Raw genomic sequence first — 20970 nt, 5'->3', positions numbered from 1 at the left:
CACTATGCCCGAAAGCATCGTTCGACTTGCATGTGTTAGGCATGCCGCCAGCGTTCGTTCTGAGCCAGGATCAAACTCTCAAGTTTGATGTTCCAAATACACCAGGTGGAATAACCCGATGCACTCGGCTCACTTCAAGGAGCCGGCTCTGCACATTACAATATGGTGGTTGTAATAAGACATATGAGCCGACTTAGCTTTAAAACGATCATCACGCACCTTGAATGCGCAAGACCGCAAGCCGCCGCCCACATGTCCCTTCATCTCATCAACAATTTCAAAGANGAGCCGACTTAGCTTTAAAACGATCATCACGCACCTTGAATGCGCAAGACCGCAAGCCGCCGCCCACATGTCCCTTCATCTCATCAACAATTTCAAAGATCCAGACAAAGAAACCGGCGTCGCTTCGCTACCCCTCTTTTGGAAGGGCACTTGCTTCGCCTTTTCAGTGTCTCGGTAGAAGCGAGTAACTCGCCCCGTCCGGTGAACAGCCCTCTACGGGGGGTCGGCTCTGCTGTCAACAAAGTTTCGCAAAAAAGTTCCACAAATGTCATCCCGCTTGCGATTTCCCCCTTCGATGCCCGGCGGGAGCCGGAACGCGACACCCTTCGACATCGCGTTCCGGCGGACGGCATCAGAACCCCAGCCGAGCGGAAACGCCCGGCTTTGCGGCAACCTCCGCCTTCAGCAATTCGACCAGTTCCGCCGCGCCTGCCGCCGGCGAGTAGCGCAGTTGCCGCGCGACCACAGCAAAATCCCCCGGCGTCAAACCATCGACCTCTGCCAGCGCCGTAGGAGCCGGCGTGCCAAAGAACCGCAGGAATGCCGCCGCGGATCGTTCGGGGCCAAGCGCCTGTAGGCGCAGCTTGAAGACGAACCGGCGCAGCGTCGCGGGGTCGAGGCCAGCTTCGTGGTTCGTGGCCGCGACCACCGGCAACGGATGCAGGTCCAGCCATGTCAGCAGCTCGTTGACCTGCCCCACCTCCCAACTCGTCCGGGCGGTGGCGCGATCGAACAGCAGCGAATCCGCTTCGTCGAACAGCAAAACAGCCTCCCGCCGGCGCGCTTCGGCGAACGCCTCGGCGATCTGCGCCTCCGTTTCGCCCACCCATTTCGACAACAGGTCGGACGCCCGCTTGACCAGCAGGGGCCGGTCGAGCGCCCGTGCGAGATGATGAGCGAATGCCGTCTTCCCGGTGCCGGGCGGCCCGGTCAGGAGGAGCGACACGTCGTTCGCCCCCTTCGACGCCAAGGCAGCGAACAAGCGATCGATCGGCCGATCGGTCTCGAACAGCGTGAGGTCGAATGCCGTCGGCTCTGGTGGAGGCAGGGTGCCGCCACGCATCGCGCGCACCAGCGCTTCTGCCGCGACAACGACGCCATCCGTCTCCCCCGCCAGTTTCCCGGCACGTGTCGCGGTTCGAAGCACCGTGGCCGCTTCCGGGGCGATGTTCAGCAACGTGTCGAAGGCAGCGCCGGGAGTCACCTGTTCTTCGCGCGCGACCCGATCGAGCATCGCCGCTGCAGACGCGCGCGACGGCAGGTCCAGCCGCAGGACGAAGCTCATCCGGCGCAGGATCGCGCGATCGACGTTGCCGATAGCATTGGTCGTCCAGATCACCGGCACCCGGTTGGTTTCCAGCAGACGATTGACGAACACCTTGCTCCCCTGTCGCCGATCCACCCAGTCGCCGCCCGACGACGGACTGGCATCACCGATCAGGTCCTCCATTTCGTCGAACAGCAGCACCGCCGGCCCCCGCCCGCCGAGCAGCCGCTGCGCCAGGGCAAGCGCCGTCACCCGTTCCCAGCGAGTGGGTTCATCACCATCCTCATCCGCCTCTCCGACCCCGTGGAGTGTCGCGCCGACGGCATTGACCAGCGTACGGGCCAGTTCGGTCTTGCCGGTGCCGGGTGGGCCATAGATCAGGATGTTGATCCCTGCCGCCCCGGCGGACAGCGTACCGCGCAGCAGGCGGACCAGAAAGTCGACCGGTTCGACATGAGCGAACGCTGCCAGGTCGAGCGTCGCCGTCTGCCGCATGCCGACCAGCGTCTCGAGCATCGCCTCCTCCGACGGCGGCGCCCGGTCGAGCAAACGCCGCAACGTCCAGCGGATGCCGATATCCGCCTCGCCCTCGCGGTTCGTGGTGAACGATGCCAGTCCGAGCCGGGTGATCGCACTGCGCCGCGCCGCACGCTCGGCGTCCTCCGGCCCCGCCCCGGCCAGGCTGCCCAGCAGGTGCGGCAGGTCGTGGCCGTGCAGGCTGAGCAACCGCGCAAGACTGCCCACGCGCGGCAGGCGGTCGCACGCGACCATCAGCCGCAGCAACGCGGCATCGACCGGCGACAAGGCAAGCGACCGCGCGAGCATCTCGGCCAGCGCCAACGCCTCCGTCCGCACCGATGCGCCCCGTGGCGCGGAAAGCGCCGTCACCAGCACGTCCCAGCCCAGTTCCTCTTGCGTATCGGGTGCCAGCCAGGGGCCATGCGGCTGCGCCCATTGCAGCAGCGCCTTGGCAAGCGGTGCCGTGGCGGGCAACGCGCCCGCCGTCCGGAGCATCATGCCCCGAACGATATCCAGTTCGTCCATGTCGGTTCCACGCGTCTATCGCCCCCGCTCGCAACGCAGCGCAGCGACGGCATTCCTTTAGAAGAAGGTTAGATGCGGCGGGGGCGGATGCCGGCCCGCCGCAGACGTCGTGGGACGTTTACGCGAAAGGCCGGAGACCGCCGACCCGTGCACCGCGATGGGCGGCAAGGTCGAACAAGGTACGTCTCCGTAACGTCCGCATTCCGCTGCGGACGGCATGGCCGATAGCATGACGTCGTTGCGCTCGCAATCCGGTGGCCGCCGCGATCCCCTTGTTGGCTGTCGGCATGTGTGATGTACTGCCAACACACATTGTCGGGGGATGATATGCGCAAGGTAGCATTTTGGGGTGCGTTGGCTGGCGTGGCGGTTGCGGGGCTGGCGGGGGCAACCCACGCGGCGGCACCGGGGCCGGGCGTTCCGGTGATCGAGCGGACCAAGCTGTTCGGCAATCCGGTGCGTACCGCCGGGCAGTTGTCGCCCGATGGCAAATGGCTGGCCTTTATCGCCCCGCGCGATGGGGTGCAGAACATCTGGGTCGCGCCGGTCGATCGACCGGCCGACGCCCGTGCGCTGACCGCCGAGACGAAGCGGCCGATCCGCTCCTATTTCTGGGCGCCGGATTCGCGACAGATCCTTTTCGTCAACGACAAGGGCGGCGACGAGAATTTCCTGCTCTATGGCGTCGACCTGACGACCGGCCAGGAAAAGGCGCTGACCCCGTTCGAAAAGACCACGGTGCAGGTGATCGGCATGTCCGACACGATCAAGGACCGCATCCTGATCGGCGTGAACAATCGCGACCCGCGCTGGCACGACGTGCAGGAGCTGAACCTGACCACCGGCAAGCTGACCCCGGTGTTCCAGAATGACGGCTATGCCGACTTCGTGACCGACGATCAGCTGCGCGTGCGCATCGTCGCCAAACCGCGCCCCGACAGCGGCATCGATTATTACCGCGTGGTCGACAACAAGGTGGAGGCGACCCCGTTCACCCGCGTCGATTACGAGGATGCCTCCTCGACGAGCCCGCTCGGATTCACGGTCGATGGCAAGACGCTGTACTGGACCGACGCGCGTGGGCGGGACACGCGGGCGTTGCTGGCGCAGGACATGGCGACCGGCAAGTTCAGTACCATCGGCTCCAGCGATCGTGCCGATGTGGGCGGCGGGCTGACCAATCCGACGACCGGCGTGATCGAAGCCTATTCGGTCTATTTCCACCGCAACGAATATGTCCCGGTCGGCGATGCGGTGAAGGCGGACCTCGCCTTCCTGAAGGCGCAGGACAAGGGCGAATTCTACATCGGCAGCCGCACCAATGCCGATGACAAGTGGCTGGTCACCTTCGATCCGGTCAGCGCACCGTCGTCCACCTGGCTGTATGACCGGCGCGCTCGCAAGCTGACCCAACTCTACACCCCCCGCCCCGATCTGGTCGGTGCGCCGCTGGTGGGGATGGAGGCGGTCGACATTCCGACCCGCGACGGGCTGTCGATGGTCAGCTACCTCACCCGTCCGAAGGGCGCGACCGCCGCGACGCCGATGGTCCTGCTCGTCCATGGTGGCCCATGGGCGCGCGACACCTATGGCTTCAACGCCTATCACCAATGGCTCGCCAATCGCGGCTATGCGGTGCTGTCGGTCAATTATCGCAGCTCGACCGGCTTCGGGAAGAAGTTCGTCCAGGCCGGTGACAAGCAATGGGGCCGCAAGATGCACGACGACCTGCTCGATGCGGTCGATTGGGCGGTGAAGCGCGGCGTCACGACCCGGGACAAGGTTGCGATCATGGGCGGCTCCTATGGTGGCTATGCGACGCTTGCCGGGCTGACGATGACGCCGGATGCCTTTGCCTGCGGTGTCGATATCGTCGGGCCGTCGAACCTGTTCACCCTGCTCAAGACCATTCCGCCCTATTGGGAAGCCGGCAAGCAGCAGATGTATCGCCGGATGGGCGATCCGGGCACGCCTGAGGGACAGGCGCTGCTGAAGGAACGCAGCCCCCTCACCTACGCCGATGCGATAAAACGGCCGCTGCTGATCGGACAGGGCGCCAACGATCCGCGCGTCAACGTGGCGGAAAGCGACCAGATCGTCGCCGCAATGCAGGCAAGGAAAATCCCCGTCACCTATGTCGTCTTCCCCGATGAAGGGCACGGGTTCGCGCGCCCGGCGAACAACATCGCGTTCAATGCCGTGACCGAGAATTTCCTCGCGAAATGCCTCGGCGGCCGGGCCGAACCGATCGGCGGTGCGCTCGCCGCGTCGACCGCACAGGTGAAGGCCGGCAGCATTGAGGGCGTACCCGCCGCCACCGGAACCAAGGGCAACTGACGCTCCCCGATACGCCGCCGCGCCCCGGCGTGGCGGCGTCCGGATCGGCACCCGTCCGGCGACGGTAGCCGCCACTATATGCCAGCACTATGCGATTGCCGGGAATCGCTCTCGAATTGCTACGCCCCCTGCGCCTAATCGCGCACCCCGTAAGGCTTCGTCGTGTGACGGATGCCGCGCCATAGGGGTAGCAACCATGAAGTTCCGTCCTGCCGCCATCGCCGTCGTGCTGGCAGCATTCCCGGTCGCCGCGCATGCGCAGACCGCACCCGAGCCGACCGACCCGCCAGCCGCCGTAACCATCAGCGGGTCGGCCGCGATCGCCTCCGACTATCGCTTTCGCGGCGTGTCACAGTCGGACCAGGAAATGGCGGTGCAGGGCGGGATCACCATCGCCCATGACAGCGGCGCCTATATCGGCACCTGGGCGTCGAACCTGGCCGGATGGGGCACCTTCGGCGGCGCGAACATGGAACTGGACCTGATCGCCGGATACAAGACCGCGATCGCCGATGGCGCGACACTCGACGTCGGCCTCACTTGGTATGTCTATCCCGGCGGCGCGGACAAGACCGACTTTGCCGAGCCTTATGCCAAGCTGACTGGCACCGCCGGCCCGACGACATTGACCGCCGGGGCGGCCTATGCGCCAAAGCAGCAGGCGATCGGCAAATGGTATGCGACCGGTGCCGATGCGGCCAGCGGCGTCTATACCCGGCCGGGCGCGAAGGACGATAATCTGTACCTGTGGGGCGATGCCGCCCTGCCCGTCACCGGCAGCCCAATCACCGCGAAGGCGCATATCGGCCATAGCTGGGGTCAGGATGGTCTTGGCCCGAACGCCACCGCCGTGTCGCCGACCGGCAGCTACTGGGACTGGTCGGTGGGCACGGACGCGACCTATCGCAACCTCACGCTGAACGTCAGCTATGTCGACACCGACATTTCCAACCGCGACGCCGCCTATCTGCGCCCGAGCTTCAGCCGGGGACAGGACGGCACCGGCAACATCGCCGGCGGGACGGTCGTCGTCGCGCTGACCGCAGCCTTCTGACACAGGGAAGACAGCCATGCAGGATCTGCTCTGGGTCGCCATCATGGTCGGACTGGTCGCGCTAGCGCTCGCCTATGTCCGCCTGTGCGACAACGCGTGAGGGGGCGGCAATGACCCTCGACCTCTGGCTCGCCGCGATCACCGCGCTCGGGCTGCTCATCTATCTGGTGGCGGTACTGATCCGCCCCGAACGCTTCTGAAGGGAGCGGTTTCATGACCATTCAGGGCTGGCTCCTGATCCTTGGCTTTGTCGGCATCCTGCTGGCACTCGCCAAGCCGATGGGCCTCTGGCTGCACGCACTTTACGAAGGGCGCCGCACCCCGCTCCACCGCCTGCTCGGCCCCGTCGAGCGCGGCTTCTACCGCCTGTCCGGCATCGACCCGACCCAGGAACAGGGCTGGCGGCGCTATGCCGTGCACATGCTGGTGTTCAACGCGGTGCTGATGTTCTTCACCTATGCCGTGCTGCGCCTGCAGGCGGTGCTGCCGGGCAACCCGCAGGGGCTGGCGGCGGTCGGCGAGCATCTGTCGTTCAACACCGCGATCAGCTTCACCACCAACACCAACTGGCAAAGCTATGGTGGCGAGAGCACCATGTCGAACCTGTCCCAGATGTTGGGGCTGACCATCCATAACTTCCTGTCGGCAGCGACCGGCATCGCGCTTGCCTTTGCCCTCTTCCGCGGCTTTGCCCGGCGCGAGGCCAAGGCGATCGGCAATTTCTGGGCCGATGTCACCCGCATCACGCTTTACCTGCTGCTGCCGCTGTGCATCGCGCTGACGATCTTCTACATCGCCAGCGGCGTGCCGCAGACGCTGGCCGGCGTCGTCGATGTCCAGACGCTGGAGGGCGCGCGCCAGTCGATCCTGCTCGGCCCCGTCGCCAGCCAGGAAGCGATCAAGATGCTCGGCACCAATGGTGGCGGCTTCTTCAACGCCAATTCGGCACATCCGTTCGAAAACCCCACCGCGCTGACCAACTTCATCCAGATGCTGTCGATCTTCGTGATCGGGACCGGCCTCACCTGGACCTTCGGCAAGGCGGTCGGCAACCCGCGGCAGGGTTGGGCGATCCTCGCCGCGATGATGATCCTCTTCCTTGCCGGAACGACCGTCGCCTATTGGGCGGAGGCTGCCGGCAACCCGATGCTGCACCAGCTGGGCGTCGCGGGCGGCAATATGGAGGGGAAGGAAGTCCGCTTCGGCATCGCTGCCTCCTCGCTGTTCACGGTCATCACGACGGCGGCGTCATGCGGCGCGGTCAATGCGATGCACGACAGCTATACTGCACTCGGCGGCCTGATCCCGCTGTTCAACATGCAGCTGGGCGAGGTCGTGATCGGCGGCGTGGGTGCGGGTATCTACGGCTTCCTGCTCTTCGCGATCCTCGCGGTGTTCGTCGCCGGCCTGATGGTCGGGCGCACGCCCGAATATGTCGGCAAGAAGATCGAGGCGCGCGAAGTGAAGCTGGCGGTGCTGGCCATCGCCGTCCTGCCCCTCGCCATCCTCGGCCTCACCGCCTTGTCATCGGTGCTCGACCAGGGGCTGGCTGGCCCCCTCAACAAGGGGCCGCACGGGTTCAGCGAAATCCTCTACGCCTTTACCAGCGCGGTCGCGAACAACGGGTCGGCCTTTGCCGGTCTGACCGCCAACACCCCCTGGTATAACGGGATGCTGGGCGTTGCGATGTGGCTGGGCCGGTTCTTCGTGATCGTGCCGATGCTGGCGATCGCCGGCAGTCTGGCGGCCAAGAAGTACACGCCGGAAAGCTCGGGCTCGTTCCCGACGACCGGCGGACTGTGGGTGGGGCTGCTGGTCGGCATCATCCTGGTACTGGGCGGCCTGACCTTCCTGCCGAGCCTCGCGCTCGGTCCCATCGCCGATCATCTCGCGATGATCCGCGGTCAATCCTTCTAAGGGGGCCCATCGTGGCGAAATCCCAAAGCAAGAGCCTGTTCACGGCCGATCTGGTCGTGCCGGCGATCAAGGCATCGTTCGTCAAGCTGCACCCGGCCGAACTGGTGCGCAATCCGGTGATGTTCGTGACGGCGGCCGTCGCGGCGCTGCTCACCATCCTGCTCGTCGTCGGCAACGACGGCCTGACCGCCGGGTTCAAGCTGCAGCTGGTCGTATGGTTGTGGCTGACCGTGCTGTTCGGCACCTTTGCCGAAGCGCTGGCCGAAGGGCGCGGCAAGGCGCAGGCCGCGTCGCTGCGCGCGACCAAGGCGGAGTTGACCGCCAAGCGGCTGCGCGGTGACGGGCGCGAGTATGAAAATGTCCCCGCCAGCGCGCTCAGCGTCGGCGACGTGGTGCTGGTCGAAACCAACGACCTGATCCCGTCGGACGGCGAGGTCGTGGCGGGCGTCGCCTCGGTCAACGAGGCGGCGATCACCGGCGAAAGCGCGCCGGTGATCCGCGAGGCGGGCGGCGACCGTTCCGCCGTCACCGCCGGCACCCGCGTCATCTCCGACGAAATCCGCGTCCGCGTGACCGTCGAGCCGGGCAAGGGCTTTCTCGACCGCATGATCGCGCTGGTCGAGGGGGCCGAGCGGCAGAAGACCCCGAACGAAATCGCGCTGACGCTGCTGCTGGTCGGCCTCACCATCATCTTCCTGATCGCGGTCGCCACCGTTCCGGGCTTCGCCAGCTATGCCGGCGGCAATATCCCGGTCGCGATCCTCGCCGCATTGCTCATCACCCTGATCCCCACGACCATCGCCGCGCTGCTGTCGGCGATCGGCATCGCCGGCATGGACCGGCTGGTCCGGTTCAACGTGCTGGCCAAGTCGGGTCGCGCGGTGGAGGCGGCGGGCGATGTCGACGTGCTGCTGCTCGACAAGACCGGCACGATCACCATCGGCGACCGGCAGGCGTCCGAGTTCCGCGCGGTCGGCGGCACCAGCGAGGCCGAACTGGCCGAAGCGGCGCTGCTCGCCAGCCTGGCCGACGAAACGCCCGAGGGGCGCTCGATCGTCGTCCTCGCCCGCGACCGGTTCCGCGTGGCGATCACCGAACTGCCCGCCGGCGCGGAGGTCATTCCCTTCACCGCCCAGACCCGCATTTCGGGGGTCCAGGTCGGTGGTTCACTGATCCAGAAGGGGGCGGTCGATTCGATTCTGCGCGCCAATGCCGGATCGGGCGAAACCGCCGCCGCCACCGAACTGCGCCGCATCACCGACGAAATCGCTCGTGCGGGCGGCACGCCGCTGGCGGTCGCGATGGACGGGCGGCTGCTCGGTGCGATCTTCCTGAAGGATGTGGTCAAGGCCGGCATCCGCGAACGCTTCGGCGAGCTGCGGGCGATGGGCATCCGCACGGTGATGATTACCGGCGACAACCCGCTGACCGCCGCCGCCATCGCCGCCGAAGCCGGGGTCGACGACTTCCTTGCGCAGGCGACGCCGGAGGACAAGCTGGCGCTGATCCGCAAGGAACAGGCCGGTGGCAAGCTGGTCGCGATGTGCGGCGACGGCACCAACGACGCCCCCGCCCTCGCGCAGGCCGATGTCGGCGTGGCGATGAATACCGGCACGCAGGCGGCGCGCGAGGCTGGCAACATGGTCGACCTCGACAGCGATCCGACCAAGCTGATCGAGGTCGTGGGGCTGGGCAAGCAGTTGCTGATGACCCGCGGGGCGCTGACGACCTTTTCGGTCGCCAACGATGTTGCGAAATATTTCGCGATCATCCCGGCGATGTTCGTCGCGCTCTACCCGACCCTGGGCGTGCTGAACGTGATGGGGCTGGCCTCGCCGCAATCGGCGATCCTGTCGGCGATCATCTTCAACGCGGTCATCATCCCGATGCTGGTGCCATTGGCGCTGAAGGGCGTGACCTACAAGCCGATGGCGGCGGGACCGCTGCTGTCGCGCAACCTCGCCATCTATGGTCTGGGCGGCCTCGTCGCGCCGTTTTTCGGGATCAAGATCATCGATATCGTCGTCAGCGGCCTCGGCCTGGCGTAAGGAAGACGGACATGAACAAGGATTTTTCCTCCGCGCTGCGGCCGGCCATCGTGATGACGCTGCTGTTCGCCGCGTTGCTCGGCCTTGGCTATCCGCTGGCGATGACCGGGATCGGACAGGCGCTGTTCCCGGCACAGGCGAACGGCAGCCTGGTCCGCGACACGACCGGCCGCGTGGTCGGGTCGAGCGTCGTCGGACAGGCGTTCACCACGGACCGCTATTTCCAGACGCGCCCCTCGGCCGCCGGCAAGGGCTATGACGGGCTCGCCTCGTCCGGATCGAACCTCGGCCCGACGTCCAAGGCGTTGATCGAGCGGGTGACGACCGATGTCGCGAAGCAGCGCGATGCAGGCGTCACCGGCGCCCTGCCCGCCGACCTCGTCACCGCCAGCGGTTCGGGGCTGGACCCCGACCTGTCGCCAGCCGCCGCGCTGGCACAGGCCCCCCGCATCGCCCGCGTGCGCGGCATCGGGGTCGAGGCCGTCCGCACTCTGATCGAAAAGCAGAGCGATGACTCGATCCTCGGCGATCCCACCGTCAACGTCCTCGCGCTCAACCAGGCGCTGGACCGCATGGCCCCTGCCCCGCGCTGATGCCGGCAGCCGACCCGCACCGTCCCGACCCCGACGCCCTGCTGCGCGCCGCCGCGCAGGAAGGGCGTGGGCGGCTGAAGATTTTCCTCGGCGCAGCACCGGGGGTCGGCAAGACCTATGAGATGCTGTCCGAAGGGGCGGCGCGCAAACGCGACGGAGTCGACGTGGTGGTCGGCGTCGTCGAAACGCACGGCCGGGTCGAAACCGAGGCGCTGACCCGCGGCCACGAGATCATCGCCCGCCGCGACATCGCCTATGAAGGCCGGACGCTGGGCGAGATGGACATCGACGCCATCCTCGCGCGCAGCCCCCGCCTCGTGCTGGTCGACGAACTCGCCCACACCAATGCGCCCGGCAGCCGCCATCCCAAACGCTATCAGGATGTCGAGGAGCTGCTGGCGGCGGGCATCTCGGTCTATTCGACGCTCAACATCCAGCATGTCGAAAGCCTCAACGACGTGGTGGCCAGCTTCACCCGCGTCCGCGTCCGCGAAACGGTGCCCGACAGCATCCTCGAAGCCGCCGAGCTGGAGGTGGTCGACATTCCGCCCGACGAGCTGATCGACCGGCTGAAGGCGGGCAAGGTCTATCTGCCGCAGGAGGCGACGCGGGCGCTCGACCATTTCTTTTCCAAATCCAACCTGTCCGCCTTGCGCGAACTGGCGCTGCGCCGCGCGGCGCAGGCGGTCGATGCACGGATGCTCGACGATGTGCGCGCACTGGGGCTCGGCGGCACTTGGGCCGGCAGCGACCGGATCGTCGTCGCGATCAACGAACTGCCCGGCGCCGACAATCTGGTCCGCGCGGCCAAGCGCGTTGCCGACGGCCTGCATGGCCCGTGGACCGCGCTGTTCGTCGAAACCCCGCGCACCGCTGCGTTCTCGCCTGCGCAGCACGCCCGCGTGGCGGCGACGATGACGCTGGCGACGCAATTGGGTGCCGCGGTCGCCACCGTGCCTGCGCCCAACGTGGTGGAGGGGATTCGCGGCTTCCTGACCGATGCCCGCGCGACGCAGTTGGTACTGGGCAAATCGAACCGGTCACGCTGGTTCGAACTGCGCCACGGATCGGTCGTCGACCGGCTGGTGCGCGATACGCCGGGGGTGACGGTCCATGTCCTGCCCGTTACCGGCGAAGCCCCGCGCGAACCTGTGCGACAGCGGCCGTCGCCCGGCTGGGGCACGGCCGGCGGTTATGCGATCACCACGGCGATGATCGCGGGGATCACCGCGATTGCCAGCACGCTGTTCCACATCCTCGAACTCGGCAATATCGGCATGCTGTACCTGCTGCCGGTGATGGTCGCGGCCAGCCTGCACGGGCTGCGCACCGGGCTGTTCGCCGGGCTGGCGTCCAGCCTTGCCTACAACTTCTTCTTCCTGCCGCCGGTCGGCACGCTCAGCATCAGCAATCCCGAAAACATCGTGTCGGTCGTGGTGCTGTTCGGCGTGGCGGTCGTCACCAGCCAGCTGACGTCGCGGGTGCGGGCGCAGGCCGACCTTGCCGCCGCCAGCGCGCGCACCAACGCCACCCTGGCCGGATTCCTGCGCCAGATCGCCGGCGTCAACGACATCGATGCCGCCGCGCAGATGATCTGCGACGATGTACGCCGGCTGCTGGGGGTGCAGGTGCTGCTGCTGGGGCCGGAAGGGGGCCGCGATATCGGCATCCTCGCCGCGACCGACCCGGCCTATCGCCTCGACACGATGGACCATGCCGCCGCGAACTGGGCCTATGACACCGGCACCCCGGCGGGCAAGGGATCGGGCACCCTCACCGCCTCCGAATGGCTGTTCCACCCGCTGAAGGCCGGCGAACGGGTAGTGGGCGTGCTCGCGATCGCCAACGAAACCGGTGGCAATCCCGTCCGCCCCGACCAGCTGCCGCTGCTCTCCAGCCTTGCCGACCAATCCGCGCTCGTCCTCGAACGGCTGCGACTGCAGGCGGAGATGCGCGACGTCGACGCGGTGCGGACCCGCGACCGGTTGCGCGCGGCGCTGCTGTCGTCGGTCAGCCACGACCTGCGCACGCCGCTGACCGCCGTCATGGTCGCCGCCGACCAGCTTTCGCACGGCGTCACGCCCGAACTGGTCGGCACGATCCGGTCGGAATCGGCGCGGCTGAACCGGTTCGTATCGAACCTGCTCGACATGGCGCGCGTAGAGGCCGGCGCGATCCGGCTGAAGGTGGAGGCCACCGACCTGAGCGATGCGGTGGCGGGTGCCGCGCACGATGCGCGCGGCGCGCTGGAGGGGCATGACGTCCGACTGGACGTGCCGCCCGACCTGCCGCTAGTACGGGTCGACCCGCAGCTGCTGCACCACTGCCTGCTCAATCTGCTCGACAATGCCGGGCGTTATGCCGATCCGGGGACCGAAATCGTGATCGAGGGGCGCAATCGCTATGGCGAGATCAGCCTGTCGGTGCGCGACCAGGGACCGGGCCTGCCCCCCGGACAGGAGGCACGCGTGTTCGATACCTTTACCCGGCTGGAAGGCACCGACCGATCGGTCGGCGGCACCGGGCTGGGCCTCGCCATCGTCAAGGCATTTGCCGAGGCGATGGGGCTGAGCGTCACCGCCGCCAACCGCGCCGATGGCGAGGGCGCGATATTCTCCCTGCTGTTCCCGCCCGCGTCGCTGCTGCGCGACCTGCCGACCGGGGCCGACCACTGATGCCCGCGAAGATCCTGATCGTCGACGACGAACCCGCCATCCGCCGCCTGCTGCGCAACACACTCGTCCGGGCCGACTATGCCGTGGTCGAGGCGGGCAATGGCCGCGACGCGCTACAGGTTGCAGCGGCCGAGCGGCCCGATGCGATCCTGCTCGACCTCGGCCTTCCCGACCGCGACGGGCTGAGCATCATTCCGCTGCTGCGCACACACGGCGATGCCGTCGTGCTGGTCGTGTCCGCCCGCGACGCGGTGGAGGAGAAAGTATCGGCCCTCGACCTTGGCGCCGACGATTTCGTGACCAAGCCGTTCGATACCGAGGAACTGCTGGCCCGGCTGCGCGTCGCGCTGCGCCATCGCCGCGCAAACGATCCAGCGCCGCAGATCATCGAACGCGGCGACCTGCGCATCGATCTCGACCGGCGCATCGTGCTGCGCGGCGGGGTGGAGGTGCATCTGACCCGCAAGGAACATGACGTGCTGGCCCAGCTTGCCCGCCATATCGGGCGGATCGTGACGCATGAACGGCTGCTCACCTCTTGTTGGGGCGGCGATGAAGACCCGCGCATCGAATATCTGCGCATCATTATCCGTAACCTGCGCCAGAAACTCGAAGTACCCGATCCGGTTGGCAGCGTCATCGCCAATGAGCTCGGCGTCGGATATCGCCTGAGAACCGACACCTGAGTAAATAAATGTGTGGCGATACAGGCTATACCGGTGATGCACTTGGCGTATTCTTCCTGAATATTGCAAAATGCCAAACATGAAGCGAAGATGAAATAACGACGTCTTCGCATGTCACCGAACCGTCACCGGACAGCCTTCGAATCGCAGTACTGGCCCCTTCCGAGCCGTATCGGCCCAAAGGGGAATTTACAGATGATCGTTCGTTCGGGTGTGCGCGCACGCCTTCTCATGGGTGCCGCCGCGCTGCTGGTGCCGGTCGCGGCACAGGCTGCCGCGCCGGAAGACGCGGTTCCCGCGCCCGTTACCGCCGCGCCCGAAGCGCCGGCGACCGACGACGCCTCCGCGATCCCCGACATCGTGGTGACCGCGACGCGCCGGGAAACGAACCTGCAAAAGACCCCGGTCGCGATCAGTGTGCTGGGCGCCCCTGCCCTCATCGATCGCCACGTCCAGAGCCTGTACGATCTGGCCGACGGTGCCGTCCCCTCGCTGCGCGTCGCCACGTTCGAAGCGCGGCAGAGCGCGCTGACCGTCGGCATTCGCGGCATCGTGCCGCTCGACGCCAACCAGCCGGCGCGCGAACAGGGCGTCGGCATCTATGTCGATGGCGTCTATCTCGGCCGCCAGCATGGCCTCAACGCCGCACTGTTCGATGTCGAGCGGATCGAGGTCCTGAAAGGGCCGCAGGGCACGCTGTTCGGCCGCAATACCGAAGGCGGCGCGCTGAACATCGTCACCCGCGCCCCCTCGGGCGAGTTCGAGGGCCGCATCCGCGCCGGCGTCGCCAACTATGGCGGCTATAACGGCGAAGTGCATCTGGACCTGCCGGCGTATGAGAATGTCAGTGTGAAGCTGGACGGCATCGTCCAGTATCAGGGGCCGACCACGAAGAACCCGTTGGCGGGCCAGACCGGCTTCAACTATTTCGATCGCCGTGGCGCCCGCGCCGCCGTCCGCTGGGCACCGATCGATGGCCTGACCGAAGACTTCTCCTACGATTACGGCATCGACAAGAATTCGCCCTTCTACAGCCAGCTGCTGAACTACAACCCCAATGGCTGCGTCGCCGGTGCCCAGTCGGCGGTCCCGGCCTGTACCCTGCCCGGCACCGCCTATACGGCGCTCACCGGCACGGTGAAGCCGCTGATGCCCGGCGTCGTCGTCAACGGCACCAGCCGGATGAAGACCGCCGATATCGGCGTGCCGCAGCAGCCGAGCGTCGATGAAACCCACGGCTTCACCAACCTGCTGAAGTACAAGCTGTCGCCCGAAATCGAATTGCGGTCGATCACCGCATGGCGCGGCGTCGATGCGACCCAGTGGGACAATTCGGGCGGCGCACACCGCGTGCCCGTCTTCAACCCCGGCAACGTCGTGATCGACGGCACGCTGTATAACGGCCAGCTGTTCAGCCGCTATTCGCTGGCCGATCTGCGCCAGCGCCAGTTCAGCCAGGAATTCCAGGCGGTCGGCACCGTCGACCGGTTCGATTATGTTGCCGGACTGTTCTATTTCAACGAACATGTCAGCGACGACGCCGCGACGCCCAATTCGAACTTCTACAATGCGGCGACCGGGCGGATCAGCATCGTCAATCCGTGCGCAGTCATCACCACCGGCTTCACGGTAGTGAACAATCTGCCCGTTGGCGGCACCACCGCGCCTGCCGGATCGCAGCCGGGTTGCCGCTCGATCGACCGCGCGTCGGAAGTCTGGTCGAAAAGCTATGCCGCTTACGGTCAGGTCACATGGAACGCGACCGACGTACTGCACCTGACCGCCGGGGGCCGCTACACCCACGATACCAAGCGTGGCGAGCTGCATTTCTCGCGCAACATCAACTACGACACCAACACCGCCGCTGCGGCGCGCAACGGCTACACCCCGCTGGATGCGACGTGGAACCGGTTCAACCCGATGGTCACGCTCGCCTATGACGCGGCGGACAATGTGCACGTCTATGCGAAATACGCGACCGGATACCGTGCGGGCGGTGCCAGCTCGCGCACGTCCAACTATCAGGCGTTCGATCCGGAGGGCGTGAAGTCGTACGAAGTCGGCATGAAGTCGGACTTCTGGGACAAGCGCGCGCGCCTGAACCTTGCCGCCTACATCATGGATCGCAAGGACAGCCAGGTCGACATCAGCTCGATCCAGTCGACCGCGACCGGCAATTTCAACAACCTGGTCACGATCAACGCGCCGGGCACGACCAAGATTCGCGGGATCGAGGCGGAACTGACTGTCCAGCCGATCGACAACCTGACGCTGAACGCCTCCTACGCCTATACCTATACCCGCATTCCGCCGGTCCTCATCACCAACAGCGTGACGAACGCCGCCGGGGTGACGACAGCCACGCAGGTCTATCAGAACTTCTACATCGTCTTCACGCCCCGCAACGCCGCCAGCGGGTCGATCGACTATGCCCTGCCGCTCGACACGGGGAACAAGCTGCGCTTCCACCTCGACGGCAACTATGCGCAGGCGACGCAGGCGTTCGACCAGTTCGCGACGAAGAACGACGCGTCGTTCATCGTCAACGGCCGGGTCGCGCTGGCCGACATCGCGCTGGGCGAAGGGCATCAGAAGCTGACCGTCGCGCTATGGGGTCGCAACCTGTTCGACGAGCAATATGTCTATCGTCGCGATCCGTCGAACAGCCTGCCGGGCGCACCGACGACCAATGTGACGTCGGGCAGCATCAACAACGTGCTGGGCGACTATGGCAACTTCAACGCGCCGCGCACCTTCGGCGTGGAGGGGCTCATCAACTTCTGATCGGCAGGACCAGCGCGGCCGCCAGCCCCGGCCGCGCATCCGCCAGTTCCAGCCTGCCGCCGTGGAGGCGCGCGATCGCATCCACGATCGGCAGGCCCAGCCCATGGCCCGGACGATGCCGGCTGGCCTCCAGCCGCCCGAAGCGTCGCCGGGCCAGCGCCCTGTCCCCCTCGGCGATCCCCGGCCCGCTATCCGCGACGCTGAGGCTGACCGCATCGCCGGTCACCGCCAGCGATACCGTCACCCTCGTCCCCGGCGGGGTGTGGTGCAGCGCGTTCTCCACCAGATTGTACAGCGCCTGGCTCAGCAACTGCCGGTCACCCGCGATGGTGATCGCGGGCAGCGTCCCCGTCGCCAGCGTGCGCTTCTCGTCCTGCGCCGCGTCCGACAGCGTGTCCACCACCTCGCCGGCAAGGTCGTGCAGCGCGACCCGGCCGAACGCGTTGCGCCGGTCGCCGGTATCGATTTCCGCAATGCGCAGGATCGCGCCAAAGATCGCCAGCAATTCGTCGCACTGCTCGATGGCGGCATCCAGCTCGTCCGACGGCGTGCCTTCGGCGGCAACCGTCAACCTGCTGCGCAACCGGGCCAGCGGCGTGCGCAGGTCGTGCGCGACGTCGTTGGCAACATGCCGCAGCCCGTCGACCAGCGTCGCGATCCGGTCGAGCATCCGGTTGATCGCCTCTGCCTGCGCGGCGAATACGCCGCCGTTCGCCGCCACCGGGACGCGGTGCGACAGATCGCCGTCGATGATCGCCAGCGCGGTCGTCCGCGTGGCATCGATCCGGCGTCGCACGACCAGCCCGAACGTCGCCGTTCCTGCCAGCACGACCGCCGCGATCAGGCCGAACCCGATCAGATAGTTGCGCAGGCGGATCGCGTCATAGCCATCGATCGGCTCCGTCTCGGCGACGGTGATGAGGGTCAGTCCGCCCCCGACCGATCGCGTCTCGGCCCGCCCGACGCTCAGCCCGGTAATCCCGTCCGTCCGGCTCACGTCGGAAAAGCCGGATCGAAGTGGTCGCGCCAGCGCGACGTTGCCGCCCAGCCGGTGCCCGGCGGCATCCAGCAGCTCGAACCCGATATCGCCGCTGTCCCGCCGGCTGGAAAAGGCGACGATCCGGCGCAGGATCGCATCGGCGTCGCCCGGCGCCACATCCTCCAGCAGCGCATCGGCGACGGAGTCGATCCGCCGGTCGACCAGCGACACGATCGCGGTGCGCGACGCGTGGAAGGTGGCATAGCCGGTCACCACCGTCACGACCGCGAATGCCGTCAGGAAGATCGCGGTCAGCGTGCGCAGCCGCAGCATGTCAGGCGCGCAGGCTGTAGCCGACGCCGCGCTTCGTCACGATCGGATCGTCCTCGCCATCGGCGGTGAGTTTGCGCCGCAGCGCGCGAATTTGCACGTCGACGATGTTGGTCGCCGGTTCGAAATCATAGCCCCAGACGCGCTCGATCAGCATCGCCCGCGTCACGAACCCGCCGGCATGGCGCACCAGCTCGGCCAGCAGCTTGAATTCGAGGTTCGACAGGACCAGTGGCCGTTCGCCCCGCCATGCGCGATGCTGTGCCGGTTGCAGGGTGATATCAGCGGCGCGCAGCGTCTCCACCACGTCGTCGCGCCACCCGCGCGCACGGATCAACGCCCGCAGCCGGGCATCGATCTCGATCGCCGGCGCGGGCTTCACCACATAGTCATCGGCCCCGGCCTCCAGCCCGCCCACCTTGTCGCTGGCGTGACCCAGCGCCGTCAGCATCAGCACCGGCAGGCGATGCCCCCGCGCGCGCAGCCGCTGCACCACCGTCGGCCCGTCGAGCAGCGGGATCATCGAATCGAGCACCACCGCATCGAAATCGCCGGCCTCGACCGCCGCCAGCGCGTCCGGCCCGGTACCGGCGACCGTGACGTCATGCGACAGCGTTTCCAGCTCGGCCCGCATCGCTGCGGCGAACGCGCGGTCATCCTCGACGATCAACAGCTTCACCGCAGCCCTTCCCTTTCCACGTGGACCACCGGCTATACCGGACAAGACACCGGACAGGCCAGCGCAGGCCGACGATTTGGCCGCGCCGGGTGCAGCGGCTATAGGCACGACATGACCCCTGCCCCGACCGATCCCGATATCGAAACGATGCTGATCGGGCCGGTGGTGCCGGGGCGGGCGTGCGGCGACTGTACCGCCTGCTGCACGCACCTGACGGTGAACTCCCCCGACTTCGCCAAGCCCGCCGGCACGCCCTGCCGCCATTTGTCGACGGGCGGCTGTGCGATCCACGCCACCCGGCCGCATATCTGCCGGACCTGGTTCTGCGTCTGGCGCCGCCGCGCCGACCTGCCCGATGCGGCGCGGCCGGATCGATCGGGGCTGCTCGTCTCGCTCAACTTCGTCGATCGTCCGTCCAGTCCGCTGGAGGCGGTGTCGATCAACGTCCGGATGCTGCCCGGCAGCGACGCGATCCGCAGCGGCATGGCCGCCGCGATGCTCGACCAGCTGTGCGACCGGCTGGTGCCGGTATGGTTCAGCGACGGGCAGGAAAAGATGCTCATGCACCCCGCCGCCGACGTCGCCCGCCACATCGTGTCCGCCACGCCGCCGCCCTCGCTGGCAAACGAGGTTGCGGCGTGGCGCGAACGCTATGCCATGTTCGACACGGCCCCGGCGGCGGACGACTGACGATCAGGCGATCGACAGTGTGGGCTCTCCCGCCGGAATGGTGAAGGTCGCCAGCGTCGATACCGGGGCATCCGGCTCGCTCACGCTGCGCACCGCCCGCGCCTGCGTCACCCAGCGGTCGCGCGTCACGTCGCACACCGCATAGCCACGCCGGTCGCCGGTAAACTTCAGATACGGGTTGTTCGTCATCAGCCGTTCGTTGCCCGCCCGCACATCGGCCCCGTCGCCGCCGGACGAGATCGACGTGGTGACCAGCTCCACCGCCACCTTGTCGCCGGTACCGGCATTGGTGCGCAGTTCGCCGGCAAAGGTCTGATGCTCGTCACCGGTCAGGACGACGGCGTTCTGCCCCTTCAGCTGCCGCAGGAACCGTTCGCGGGGCGCATCATAGGCGGCCCAGCTGTCCATGTTGCGGATCGGCACGGCGCCGTCCGCATCCCGCCGGTCGAGCGGCATCACCATCACCTGCTGCGCGATCGCATTCCACCGCGCCGCCCGCTGGGCAAGATTGCGGCCCAGCCACTGTTCCTGCGTCGGCCCCAGCACCTGCGCATTCGGATCGCGCACCCCGGCGCAAACCGGCTCGAACCCGTCATCGCATGGCTGGTCGCTGCGATAGCTGCGCGTGTCGAGCAGATGCAGGTCGACCAGATTGCCGATCGTCGCCCGGCGATACGCCTGGATACCGTCGCCGGTCGGAAAGGCGCTGCGCCGTACCGGGGAATGCTCATACCATGCCTGAAACGCCGCCGCGCGGCGCAGCGCAAAGATTTCCGGCGGCGTCCCGCGTTTGTCGGCCAGGCCGACCCAGTTATCCTCGACCTCGTGATCGTCGAACGTCGGGAACCACGCCGTCGCCGCATGCGCCGCCTGCAAATCGGGGTCCAGCTTGTACTGGGCATAGCGCCGCCGGAAATCGGCAAGATCGTACAGGTCCTGGCCCAGATGTTCGCGCACTACCCGGCGCGGAAGGCCGTCATGGCCGATGCTGCCCGGCGTCGTGCGCCCCTCATAGATATAGTCGCCATAGTGAAAGGCGAAATCGACCTCCTCCAGCGCCATGTGGCGATAAGCGGTGAACAGGCCGGCTTCGTAATTCTGGCACCCCACCACGGCGAACCGTACCCGGTCGACCGGCGTACCCGCCGCCGGCAAGGTCCGCACCCGCCCCCGCTGCGACCGTTCGCGCCCGATCTGGAACCGATACCAATAGGGTCGGGCGGGTTGCAGCCCGGCGACCTCGACATGCACGCTGTGGCCCAATTCGGGGCGGGCGATCGCCTCCCCCTTCGCGAGCACGTTGCGCATGCCCTCGTCACTGGCGACGATCCATTCCACCGGCATCGCCGCCATCGGCATGCCGCCATGTTCGGCCAGCGGATCGGGGGCCAGCCGCGTCCACAGCACGAACCCGTCGCTCGACGGATCACCCGCCGCGACGCCCAGCCGGAACGGATAGGCCGCGAACAGCTGTTGCGCGCGCAGGATCGCAGGTGCCCCCACCAGCAGGGCAGTCGCGCCGACAAAGCCGCGACGGGTCAGAAGCGAAGACATGCGATGGTTCCTGAACGCTGATGATGACATTTCCGGGACGATCTACCA

Annotated in this window: 14 protein-coding genes and 1 rRNA gene; 10 read left to right on the top strand and 5 right to left on the bottom strand. The window is 66.9% G+C overall.

Annotation, left to right across the window (positions count from 1 at the left end; all coding sequences use genetic code 11):
- Together ASE67_RS12365 and ASE67_RS12360 are read right to left on the bottom strand one after the other, a co-directional pair.
- Nucleotides 1–86: ribosomal RNA gene (locus ASE67_RS12365) — 16S ribosomal RNA — on the bottom strand; the annotation flags it as partial.
- A 551-nt stretch (nt 87–637) separates the two neighbouring features.
- The gene (locus ASE67_RS12360; protein WP_055761430.1) at nt 638–2596 is read right to left on the bottom strand and encodes an AAA family ATPase; all 1959 of its coding nucleotides are present in this window, start codon (nt 2594–2596) and stop codon (nt 638–640) included.
- A gap of 327 nt (nt 2597–2923) precedes the next feature.
- On the opposite strand from ASE67_RS12360, the gene ASE67_RS12355 reads away from it, so the two are divergent.
- From ASE67_RS12355 to ASE67_RS12315, 9 genes are all read left to right on the top strand, one after another.
- Nucleotides 2924–4933 carry a S9 family peptidase gene (locus ASE67_RS12355; RefSeq protein WP_082457092.1) on the top strand — a complete coding sequence of 670 codons (2010 nt, stop codon included), beginning with the start codon at nt 2924–2926 and terminating at the stop codon, nt 4931–4933.
- A 196-nt stretch (nt 4934–5129) separates the two neighbouring features.
- Nucleotides 5130–5987 (top strand): TorF family putative porin, encoded by an 858-nt coding sequence (locus ASE67_RS12350; RefSeq protein ID WP_055761424.1) that lies wholly within the window; start codon nt 5130–5132, stop codon nt 5985–5987.
- Between the two features lie 110 nt (nt 5988–6097).
- The gene (gene kdpF / locus ASE67_RS12345) at nt 6098–6187 is read left to right on the top strand and encodes a K(+)-transporting ATPase subunit F (RefSeq protein ID WP_055761421.1); all 90 of its coding nucleotides are present in this window, start codon (nt 6098–6100) and stop codon (nt 6185–6187) included.
- A 13-nt stretch (nt 6188–6200) separates the two neighbouring features.
- A complete protein-coding gene (gene kdpA / locus ASE67_RS12340; RefSeq protein WP_055761418.1) occupies nt 6201–7904 on the top strand; it encodes a potassium-transporting ATPase subunit KdpA in 1704 nt (567 codons plus the stop codon).
- An 11-nt stretch (nt 7905–7915) separates the two neighbouring features.
- Nucleotides 7916–9952 (top strand): potassium-transporting ATPase subunit KdpB, encoded by a 2037-nt coding sequence (kdpB, locus tag ASE67_RS12335; RefSeq protein ID WP_055761414.1) that lies wholly within the window; start codon nt 7916–7918, stop codon nt 9950–9952.
- An 11-nt stretch (nt 9953–9963) separates the two neighbouring features.
- Entirely contained in the window at nt 9964–10545 is a 582-nt protein-coding gene (gene kdpC / locus ASE67_RS12330; RefSeq protein WP_055761410.1) for a potassium-transporting ATPase subunit KdpC, read from the top strand.
- Nucleotides 10545–13220, top strand: a complete 2676-nt coding sequence (locus tag ASE67_RS12325) for a sensor histidine kinase (protein ID WP_055761407.1) — start codon at nt 10545–10547, stop codon at nt 13218–13220. Before kdpC ends, ASE67_RS12325 begins: the two co-directional genes overlap by 1 nt.
- Nucleotides 13220–13906 carry a response regulator transcription factor gene (locus tag ASE67_RS12320; protein WP_055761403.1) on the top strand — a complete coding sequence of 229 codons (687 nt, stop codon included), beginning with the start codon at nt 13220–13222 and terminating at the stop codon, nt 13904–13906. The genes ASE67_RS12325 and ASE67_RS12320 overlap by 1 nt, the downstream gene beginning before the upstream one ends.
- A gap of 195 nt (nt 13907–14101) precedes the next feature.
- Entirely contained in the window at nt 14102–16690 is a 2589-nt protein-coding gene (locus ASE67_RS12315; RefSeq protein WP_055761400.1) for a TonB-dependent receptor, read from the top strand.
- Here the strand turns inward: ASE67_RS12315 and ASE67_RS12310 are convergent.
- Both ASE67_RS12310 and ASE67_RS12305 read right to left on the bottom strand, forming a co-directional pair.
- Complete coding sequence (locus ASE67_RS12310; protein ID WP_055761397.1) at nt 16680–18002, bottom strand: HAMP domain-containing sensor histidine kinase; 1323 nt, start codon at nt 18000–18002, stop codon at nt 16680–16682. The two genes, ASE67_RS12315 and ASE67_RS12310, sit on opposite strands and share 11 nt — an antisense overlap.
- Before the next feature lies 1 nt (nt 18003).
- Entirely contained in the window at nt 18004–18678 is a 675-nt protein-coding gene (locus ASE67_RS12305) for a response regulator transcription factor (protein ID WP_055761394.1), read from the bottom strand.
- A gap of 111 nt (nt 18679–18789) precedes the next feature.
- Between ASE67_RS12305 and ASE67_RS12300 the strand changes: the two genes are divergently transcribed.
- Complete coding sequence (locus ASE67_RS12300) at nt 18790–19368, top strand: YkgJ family cysteine cluster protein (RefSeq protein ID WP_055761392.1); 579 nt, start codon at nt 18790–18792, stop codon at nt 19366–19368.
- A 3-nt stretch (nt 19369–19371) separates the two neighbouring features.
- Here the strand turns inward: ASE67_RS12300 and ASE67_RS12295 are convergent, their stop codons facing one another.
- Complete coding sequence (locus ASE67_RS12295; RefSeq protein ID WP_055761389.1) at nt 19372–20922, bottom strand: alkaline phosphatase D family protein; 1551 nt, start codon at nt 20920–20922, stop codon at nt 19372–19374.
- Nucleotides 20923–20970 lie beyond the last annotated feature (48 nt).

It is taken from the genome of Sphingomonas sp. Leaf23, assembly GCF_001421585.1.
Classification (GTDB): Bacteria; Pseudomonadota; Alphaproteobacteria; order Sphingomonadales; family Sphingomonadaceae; genus Sphingomonas.
This window is presented reverse-complemented; position numbering and strand designations above follow the sequence as displayed.